The sequence below is a fragment of the Bifidobacterium sp. UBA744 genome, assembly GCA_002298605.1.
Lineage (GTDB): Bacteria > Actinomycetota > Actinomycetes > Actinomycetales > Bifidobacteriaceae > Bifidobacterium.
Genome location: DBKS01000057.1, coordinates 23,318 through 32,435 on the forward strand (window position 1 = coordinate 23,318; position 9,118 = coordinate 32,435).

Genomic DNA, 9,118 nt, shown 5'->3' on the forward strand with positions numbered 1-9,118 from the left:
GGTTCCGGACTGAAGTATGCTGGCAGCGGATGACAATCGTTATCAGTTTCAGACTTCTATTGAGAATGGGCACGGGATCCAAGCGGCCGGAGCGCGCGAACGCTATTTGCCCGGATCCGGCCGCGTGCCGGTGTCGGCGGATCCTTCGCTGGCGGCGGCGGAGGATGACGGCGTGTCCCCGCCCGACGCGCCGGACGACGGTTCCGGAGAACCGGTGGCGGAGGATCCGCCGAGCGCCCCGTCGAAGCTTTCGACCAGCGCGGAGATCCAGTCGTCGAGAGTGGCGTAGCCCTCGGGCATCTGCTCGGTGACGTCCACCACCGGGACATCGCTTTTATGGGCCACGCCGGTGATCATGTTGGTCGTGTCCGAGGTCTCCTGGGGGTTGTTGACCACCACGTCGGCGGCATGCGACTCGATTAATCGGGTGAAGTCGTTCAGATCCGACGGGGACGACTCGCCGCCGTTGACCGACGCCTGTTCGTAGCCCTTGGGCGTGACGTCTTTCATCCCCAGATCGGCCAGCAGGTACTTGGCCACCGATTCGGTCGCCGCGTAGCTTGCGCCCTTGTGATTGGAGGAGAAGGCGCCCATCGTCTCCTCCAGGGTCTGCTCGTCGGTCTGCCACTGTTTGAGCTGCGTCTGGAAATAGTCCTTGTGATCCGGCCGGAGCTTGGCGCATGCGTCGGCAAGCTCCTTCGCCATGGCGCTGCGCGCGTCCTTCGAGAACCACAGATGCGGATTGTCGCCATCAGACGCGCCGATGGTTTCGGCCGCCGACACCAGCACGGTGTTTTTCCCAACGGCCTTCGAAGCCCAGGAGTCGTATCCGGCGCCATTGGCCACAACGATGCTCGCCTTGGACAATTTGGCGACGTCGGATCCCTGTGGTTCGAAATCATGCGCGTCCACATTGCTGGAGGCCAGAATGGAGGTGACGTTGGCATAGTCGCCGCCGATCTGCTTGGCGAGGGACCCCCACTGGTTGATGGTGGCCACGATCTCGATCGGGGCTGCTTCGGCAGGCAGGGTCTGGGGCTGCTCCGTCGTCGGAGATTGGGCGGAAGAGGCGCCGCCGCACGCAGCCGCCAAGCCCAACGCGGCGATGGACGTCACGGCTGCGGCGATGCGTGCGAACTGCCTGGCAAAACGATTCATAACACTTCTTTCTCACTATCCGAGACCACGTACTACTCTAGGTCGATTGTAAAACACGATATCCTAATATCCGCACGATACCAGTCACTAGCAAAGGGACAGACAACCATGACGCTCAAACTCGATGGCAAGCAAACGGCCGCAAGCATCAAGGCGGATCTTGCGGTTCGCGTGGCCGAACTCAAGGAGCGCGGCGTGACGCCCGGGCTGGGCACGGTGCTGGTGGGCAACGATCCCGGATCGATGAAATACGTGGCGGGCAAGCATGCCGACTGTGAGGAGCTCGGCATCGCCTCCATCCGACGGGATCTGCCGGAAACCGCGTCGTTCGACGACATCGCCGGCACCATCAGGGAACTTAACGGGAACCCGGCCTGCACGGCGTACATCGTTCAGCTTCCATTGCCGGATGGCATCGACCAGAACGCGATCATCGACCTCATCGACCCGAGAAAGGACGCCGACGGCATGCATCCCGCCAACCTCGGCGAGCTCGTGCTGCACCCGCACGGCGCCATCTCGACGCCGCTGCCCTGCACTCCCAACGGCGTGATCACCCTGCTGAACCACTACGACATCGAGCTGGCGGGCAAAGACGTCTGCGTGCTTGGCCGCGGCATCACCGTCGGACGAACCATCGGCCTGCTGCTCACCCGGCGCGAGGTCAATGCGACGGTGACGCTCTGCCACACCGGAACGCGGCATGTGGAGCGCTATGTCCGTCGCGCCGACGTGGTCATCGCCGCCGTGGGCTCGCCCGGATTCGTCAGGCCGGAATGGGTCAAGCCGGGCGCGGTTCTCGTCGACGTGGGCGTCTCGCGCGTATTCGACGAACAGGCCGGACGCTACCGCATCAAAGGCGACGTCGACAAGGCCTGCTACGACATCGCCTCCGCCTATACCCCCAACCCCGGTGGCGTGGGGCCGATGACCAGGGCCATGTTGCTGGAGAACGTCGTGTCGATCGCCGAACGCTCACTGTCGTGACCGCGCGGGCCGAAGGCCTTTGCAATCCGGGCGTGTCGGACGCCCTCCATATGGACAGAGCCCACTGTATCCTTATGCCTTGCGTGTGCTCGCAAGAGCCGCGTACATAACTGAATATCGAGTAATTATCCATCAACTATCAAGAAACCATATATTTACATGGCAGAGAACAACACTGAAGTCGCCAAGGTCGCTATCAACGATATCGGCACCGAAGAGGACTTCATCAAGGCAGTCGATTCCACCATCAAGAACTTCGACGATGGTGATCTGGTCGAGGGTACCGTCGTCAAGATCGATCACGACGAGGTCCTGGTCGACATCGGCTACAAGACCGAGGGCGTGATCCCCTCTCGCGAGCTTTCCATCAAGAAGGACGTCGATCCCGACGAGGTCGTTCAGGTTGGCGACCAGATCGAGGCTCTTGTCGTCACCAAGGAAGACAAGGAAGGCCGTCTTATTCTTTCCAAGAAGCGTGCGCAGTACGAGCGCGCTTGGGGCGACATCGAGAAGATCAAGGAATCCGATGGCGTCGTCGAAGGCACCGTTATCGAAGCCGTCAAGGGCGGCCTCATCGTCGATATCGGTCTGCGCGGCTTCCTGCCGGCGTCCCTCGTTGAGATGCGCCGCGTCCGCGACCTGTCCCCGTACATCGGCCAGAAGATCAAGGCCAAGATCCTTGAGCTCGACAAGAACCGCAACAACGTGGTGCTCTCCCGTCGTCAGTACCTCGAGGAGACCCAGTCCGAAGTTCGCGAGACCTTCCTGTCCCAGCTCAAGAAGGGCCAGATCCGCGAGGGCGTCGTGTCCTCCATCGTCAACTTCGGCGCCTTCGTCGATCTTGGCGGCGTCGACGGCCTCATCCACGTTTCCGAGCTGTCCTGGAAGCACATCGACCACCCGTCCGAGGTCGTCAAGGTCGGCGACAAGGTCACCGTCGAGGTGCTGGACGTCGATCTGGACCGCGAGCGCATCTCCCTGTCGCTCAAGGCCACCCAGGAAGATCCGTGGCAGCGTTTCGCTCGCACCCACGTTCCCGGTCAGATCGTCAAGGGCAAGGTCACCAAGATCGTGCAGTTCGGCGTGTTCATCTCCGTCGAAGACGGCATCGAGGGCCTGGTCCACATCTCCGAGCTCGCCAACCGTCACGTCGAGAACCCGGAGACCGTCGTCAAGCCGGGCGAAGAGGTGTTCGTCAAGGTGATCGACGTCGATCTCGACCGCCGTCGTATCTCCCTGTCCCTCAAGCAGGCCAACGATTCCGTTGATCCGGCTTCCGAGGACTTCGATCCGGCGCTGTACGGCATGCCCGCCGAGTACGACGAGCAGGGCAACTACAAGTACCCCGAAGGCTTCGATCCGGAGACCAACGAGTGGATCGCCGGCTTCGAGAAGCAGCGCGAGGAGTGGGAAGCCCAGTATGCCGCCGCTCACGATCTGTGGGAGCAGCACAAGGAGTTCGTCGCCAAGGAGCTCGAGAACGCCGCCGCTTCCGCTGCCGAGGATGGTCAGGCTGCCACCAAGGAAGAGAAGGTCGAAGAGGTGTCCAACTACTCCTCCGAGAACACTTCCACCGGCACCCTCGCCGACTCCGATCAGCTCGCCGCCCTGCGCGACCAGCTGCTCGGCAAGAACAAGTGAGCTAGTCGACTGACTCGCTCGCGGCAATAGCGCCATGGGCCCGATCGCTATGCGATCGGGCCCATTTGTTTGCAGGCGTCTGGGGGTGTTGAGACGGAGTCGTTCGGACGGGGTTGTCTGTCGGGCGAGCACAATGGACACCGTGATACGAGTGGGATTGACAGGAGGCATCGCGGCCGGCAAAAGCACCGCGGCGAAACGGTTGCGGCAATTGGGTGCGCTGCATATCGACTACGACGCCATCGCGCATGCCGTCGTCAGACCCGGCGGGGCGGCTCTGCCCCGCATCGTGGATGAGTTCGGTTCGGAGGCGTTGTCGCCCGACGGATCGCTGGATCGGGCGTGGCTGGCCGAGCGTGTGTTCGGCGCAGCGGCGGCGCCAGGAGCCCGCGAGCGGTTGGATGCGATCGAACATCCGTTGATTTACGCCGAAGCGAAGCGCATCGAGGAGGCGCATCCCCGGGCGGTGCTGGTGGTGCATGACGTTCCGCTGCTGGCCGAAGTGCTGGCGAATGGCGACATTCCGTTCGCCTTCGACCATATCATCACCGTGGAGGCACCGGTCGGGGAGCGCATCCGCCGCATGATGGATGAGCGCGGCATGACGCGAGGACAGGCGGAGGACCGCATACGGCATCAATCCACCCGCGCCGAACGCGAGGCGATTGCCGACGTGGTCATCGACACGACGCGACCGATCGAACAAACGTACGAATGTCTTGATAGACTGGTCGGACGCTGGCTGGACGAGCGGCGGAGCCGGGCCGCCTGCAGGTAGCGGCGTATATAGGAGGAGGACCGCGATGGGGTTCAATATAGAACGCAGCAACAAGCCGTTCGTGGTGAAATCCCCGTATAAGCCGTCCGGTGATCAGCCGCAGGCCATCGAGGAACTGGCGACCAGGCTGGAGAACGGCGAAAACGACGTGGTGCTGATGGGAGCCACCGGCACCGGCAAAACGGCGACCACCGCGTGGCTGATCGAACGCCTGCAGCGGCCGACGCTGATCATCGAACCCAACAAAACGCTGGCGGCGCAGCTGTGCGCCGAATTCCGCGAGCTCATGCCGGACAACGCGGTGAGCTATTTCGTCTCCTATTACGACTACTACCAGCCGGAAGCGTATATTCCCCAGACGGACACCTACATCGAAAAGGACTCCAATATCAATGACGATGTGGAACGTCTGCGTCATGCCGCCACGGCCAACCTGCTGACGCGGCGCGACTGCGTGGTGGTGGCCACGGTGAGCTGCATCTACGGACTGGGCACGCCGGAGGAATACGCGGGACGCATGCTGTTCCTCAAGGAGGGGCAGCAGATGGACCGCGACCAGTTGCTGCGCAAGTTTGTGGACATGCAGTACAAGCGCAACGACATCGCCTTCACGCGCGGCACATTCCGCGTGCGTGGCGACACGGTGGAGATCATCCCCGTGTACGAGGAGCTCGCGGTGCGCATTGAGTTCTTCGGCGATGAGATCGACCGCATCTCCACCCTGCATCCGCTCACCGGCGACGAGATCGCCCATGAAAGCGAAGTGCACATCTTCCCGGCGTCGCATTATGTGGCCGGGCCGGAACGCATGGAGCGCGCGCTGGCCGGCATCAAGGAGGAGCTGGACCAGCGCACGGCCGAGTTGCGCAAGCAGGGCAAGGAGCTTGAGGCCCAGCGCCTGACGATGCGCACCACCTACGATCTGGAGATGCTGACGCAGATCGGGGTGTGCTCCGGAGTCGAGAACTATTCCCGCCACTTCGACGGCCGCGCCCCCGGCACCCCGCCGCACACCCTGCTTGATTTCTTTCCCGACGATTTCCTGCTGGTCATCGACGAATCGCATGTCACGGTTCCCCAGATCGGCGCCATGTACGAGGGTGACGCCTCGCGCAAGCGCACCTTGGTGGAGCACGGGTTCCGCCTGCCGTCCGCCATGGACAACCGTCCGTTGAAATGGCCGGAATTCCTGGATCGCGTGGGCCAGACCGTCTATCTGTCGGCGACGCCCGGCGACTACGAGCTCGGCCTGTCCGACGGGGTGGTCGAACAGATCATCCGGCCGACCGGTTTGGTGGACCCGAAGATCGAGGTTCGCCCGACCGAAGGGCAGATCGACGACCTACTGGCGGAAATCAAGGATCGCGTCGCCAGGAACGAACGCACACTGGTCACCACCCTCACCAAGAAGATGGCCGAGGACCTGACGGCGTATCTGCTTGAACGCGACATCAAGGTCGAATACCTCCACTCCGATGTGGACACCCTGCGGCGCGTCGAGCTGCTTCGCGAATTGCGCGAGGGGGTGATCGACGTGATCGTCGGCATCAACCTGCTCAGGGAGGGACTCGACCTTCCGGAGGTCTCTCTGGTGGCCATATTGGACGCAGACAAGGAGGGGTTCCTGCGTTCGTATCGTTCGCTGATCCAGACCATTGGCCGAGCCGCGCGAAACGTCTCCGGCATGGTGATCATGTATGCCGATCAGATTACCGACGCCATGCACCACGCCATCGACGAGACGAACCGCCGCCGCGACAAGCAGATCGCCTATAACAAGAAGCACGGCATCGACCCGAAGCCGCTGATCAAAAAGATCAGCGACGTCAATGACATGCTCGCCAAGGAGGATGTGGACACCGCCACATTGCTCGAGGGCGGGTACCGCAATGCCAACAAGGCCGGCAATTCGCATTTGGGCGTTCCGAACTTCAACGCGGACGAGACGCGGAAACGCCATGAGGAGATTCTCAGGGCGGGGCTTCCGGCGCAGGATCTCGCCGACCTGATCCGGCAGCTTTCCGAACAGATGCACACCGCCGCCGAGCAGCTGCAATTCGAACTTGCGGCGCGACTGCGTGACGAAATCCGCGATCTGAAAAAGGAACTGCGCCAGATGACCGAGGCCGGCAAATAGGCCGGCGACGGGCCGCGGGCGAGTCGTGTTGTTCGGAACGCCCGGTCAAATACCTGCCTTATAGTGGTGAATCATGGCAGAAACCCCCACTTGGTTCATGATTGCCACATTCGTGGTACTAGGTATTTTCTTTGTTGTCGATCTGTTGATCATTGGGCGCCGCCCCCACATCCCCTCCACCAAGGAGTGCATCCAGCACATCGCCTTCTTTGTGGTCATGGCACTGATCTTCGGCGGATGCATCTGGTTCTTCGCGGGGTCCAGCCCGGCCATCGAGTTCTACTCCGGATGGCTCACCGAATATTCGCTGAGCATCGACAATCTCTTCGTGTTCGTCATCATCATGTCGAATTTCGCCGTGCCGAAGATATACCAGAAGTACGTGCTGTCCGTGGGCATCACGGTCGCGCTGGTGCTGCGCGGTTGCTTCATCCTCGTCGGTTCGGCCATCATCGAGCGTTTCACCTGGGTGTTCTTCCTGTTCGGCGCGTTCCTGATCTACACCGCCATTGGTCTGGTGAGGGGGGACGACTCCGATGAGGAGTATCAGGAGAACGCCGTGATCCGCACGATGAAGAAATTCGTCAAGGTGAGCGACGACTATGACGGCGAGAAGCTGCGCACCACCAGGAACGGCGTGCGCTACTGGACGCCGATGCTGATTGTGTTCATCGCCATCGGCACCACCGACGTGATGTTCGCCTTCGACTCCATCCCCGCGATCTTCGGCCTGACGAAGGACCCGTTCATCGTGTTCACCTCGAATGTGTTCGCCCTGCTCGGCTTGCAGCAGCTGTACTTCCTGCTCGGAGCGCTGCTCGACAAGTTGGTGTACCTGCCGCTCGGTTTGGCGGTGGTGCTTGGCTTCATCGGCGTCAAGCTCATCATGGAGGCGCTGCACGGCAACAGCCTGCCGTTCCTGAACGGCGGGCAGCCGATCTCCTGGGTGCCGGAGATCCCGACCTTCCTGTCGCTGGCGGTGATCGTGGTGTCGATCGGCACGGCGGCCGTCGCCTCGGTGGTCAAGATGAGGCGGATGGACTCCTCGAAGGAGGCATGACCCCCGTTGCACCCCGAGCCGGTCCGGGCCCCTGTCTGAGGACGGGCCCGGACCGGCTTTCCCCATATGTTCTGTGAGCGCTCACAACACGCTGGGCAGTAGGATGCTGGTGTAGTCGCCAAGAACTAGTAAACTGTCCCTTGGCAATTGCGAGGGCCTTTCGAGGCCCCGATACCATCAACAAGAAATAGGCAGGCAAGAATGCGCAAAGCCAAGATTGTAGATACCCTCGGTCCCGCGAGCAATACGCTGGAGCAGGTCACCGAGCTCATCAAAGCGGGTATGAACGTTGCCCGTATCAACCGTTCCCACGGTACATTCGAAGAGCATGAGGCGGTATACAAGAACATCCGCCAGGCCGCCAAGAACCTCGGCAAGAACGTTGCCGTCCTCGTTGACATCCAGGGTCCGAAGATCCGCACCGGCTGGGTGAAGGAAGTGGACTGCATGGACGGCTCCGACAAGGTGTTCCTGAAGGAAGGCCAGGAGTTCATCATCACCACCGACGAGATCGTTGGCGATGAGCACAAGGTCTCCACCTCCTTCAAGGGTCTTCCGGGCGACTGCCATCCCGGTGATCCGATCCTCATCGACGACGGCAAGGTCCGCCTTGAGGTCACCAAGGTCGAAGGCAACGACGTGTACACCAAGGTCGTCGTGGCCGGCCCCGTGTCCTCCCACAAGGGCATCAACCTGCCGGGCGTGGCCGTGAGCACCCCGGCCCTGACCGAGAAGGACGAGGAGGATCTGCGCTGGGGCATCCGCATCGGCGCCGATATCATCGCCATGTCCTTCGTGCGGTACGCCTCCGACATCGACCGCGCCCACGAGATCATGGACGAGGAAGGCCGCCGCGTCCCGATCGTCGCCAAGATCGAGAAGCCGCAGGCCCTCGACAACCTCGAGGACATCGTCAAGACCTTCGACGGCATCATGGCCGCCCGTGGCGACATGGCCGTCGAGTGCCCGTTCGAAGAGGTCCCGCTGGCCACCAAGCGCATCATCGAGCTGTCCCGCAAGTACGCCAAGCCCGTGATCGTGGCCACCGAAGTGCTCGGCTCCATGGTCCACGCCCCGGTTCCCTCCCGTGCCGAGGCCTCCGACTGCGCCAACGCCGTTCTCGACGGCGCCGATGCCACCATGACCTCCAACGAAACCGCCGTCGGCGATTACCCGGTGGACACCGTGAAGACCATGGCCCGCATCTCCAACTACGCCACCGAGCATGGTTTCGAGCGCATCCCGGCCCTGTCCGATCTCGAGATGGACAAGTCCGGCGCCGTCTCCTCCGCCGCCGTCGACCTCGCCGACAAGGTCAGCGCCAAGGCCATCGTCGCCTACACCCAGACCGGTTCCA

The 9,118-nt window shown here is 62.1% G+C and carries 7 protein-coding genes (1 of these 7 only partly in view); 6 read left to right on the plus strand and 1 reads right to left on the minus strand.

The window, feature by feature from the left end:
• Positions 1-102 precede the first annotated feature (102 nt).
• Positions 103-1,158, minus strand: coding sequence for a metal ABC transporter solute-binding protein, Zn/Mn family (locus B2994_RS06440; protein WP_291527547.1), 1,056 nt, complete (start codon positions 1,156-1,158; stop codon positions 103-105).
• A gap of 108 nt (positions 1,159-1,266) precedes the next feature.
• Here B2994_RS06440 and B2994_RS06445 point away from each other — a divergent pair, with 108 nt between their 5' ends.
• The 6 genes from B2994_RS06445 to pyk form a co-directional block, all read left to right on the plus strand.
• Positions 1,267-2,145 carry a bifunctional methylenetetrahydrofolate dehydrogenase/methenyltetrahydrofolate cyclohydrolase gene (locus B2994_RS06445; protein WP_291527548.1) on the plus strand — a complete coding sequence of 293 codons (879 nt, stop codon included), beginning with the start codon at positions 1,267-1,269 and terminating at the stop codon, positions 2,143-2,145.
• A 159-nt stretch (positions 2,146-2,304) separates the two neighbouring features.
• Positions 2,305-3,786 carry a 30S ribosomal protein S1 gene (gene rpsA, locus B2994_RS06450; RefSeq protein WP_291527549.1) on the plus strand — a complete coding sequence of 494 codons (1,482 nt, stop codon included), beginning with the start codon at positions 2,305-2,307 and terminating at the stop codon, positions 3,784-3,786.
• Between the two features lie 133 nt (positions 3,787-3,919).
• The gene (coaE, locus tag B2994_RS06455; protein ID WP_291527550.1) at positions 3,920-4,564 is read left to right on the plus strand and encodes a dephospho-CoA kinase; all 645 of its coding nucleotides are present in this window, start codon (positions 3,920-3,922) and stop codon (positions 4,562-4,564) included.
• A 25-nt stretch (positions 4,565-4,589) separates the two neighbouring features.
• Positions 4,590-6,701, plus strand: a complete 2,112-nt coding sequence (gene uvrB / locus B2994_RS06460; RefSeq protein WP_291527551.1) for an excinuclease ABC subunit UvrB — start codon at positions 4,590-4,592, stop codon at positions 6,699-6,701.
• A gap of 73 nt (positions 6,702-6,774) precedes the next feature.
• Positions 6,775-7,761, plus strand: a complete 987-nt coding sequence (locus B2994_RS06465; protein WP_291527552.1) for a TerC family protein — start codon at positions 6,775-6,777, stop codon at positions 7,759-7,761.
• 201 nt (positions 7,762-7,962) lie between these two features.
• On the plus strand, positions 7,963-9,118 hold the 5' portion of the coding sequence (gene pyk, locus B2994_RS06470) for a pyruvate kinase (protein ID WP_291527553.1). 302 nt of this gene lie beyond the right edge of the window; only the first 1,156 of its 1,458 coding nucleotides appear in the window; it begins with the start codon at positions 7,963-7,965; the stop codon falls past the right edge of the window.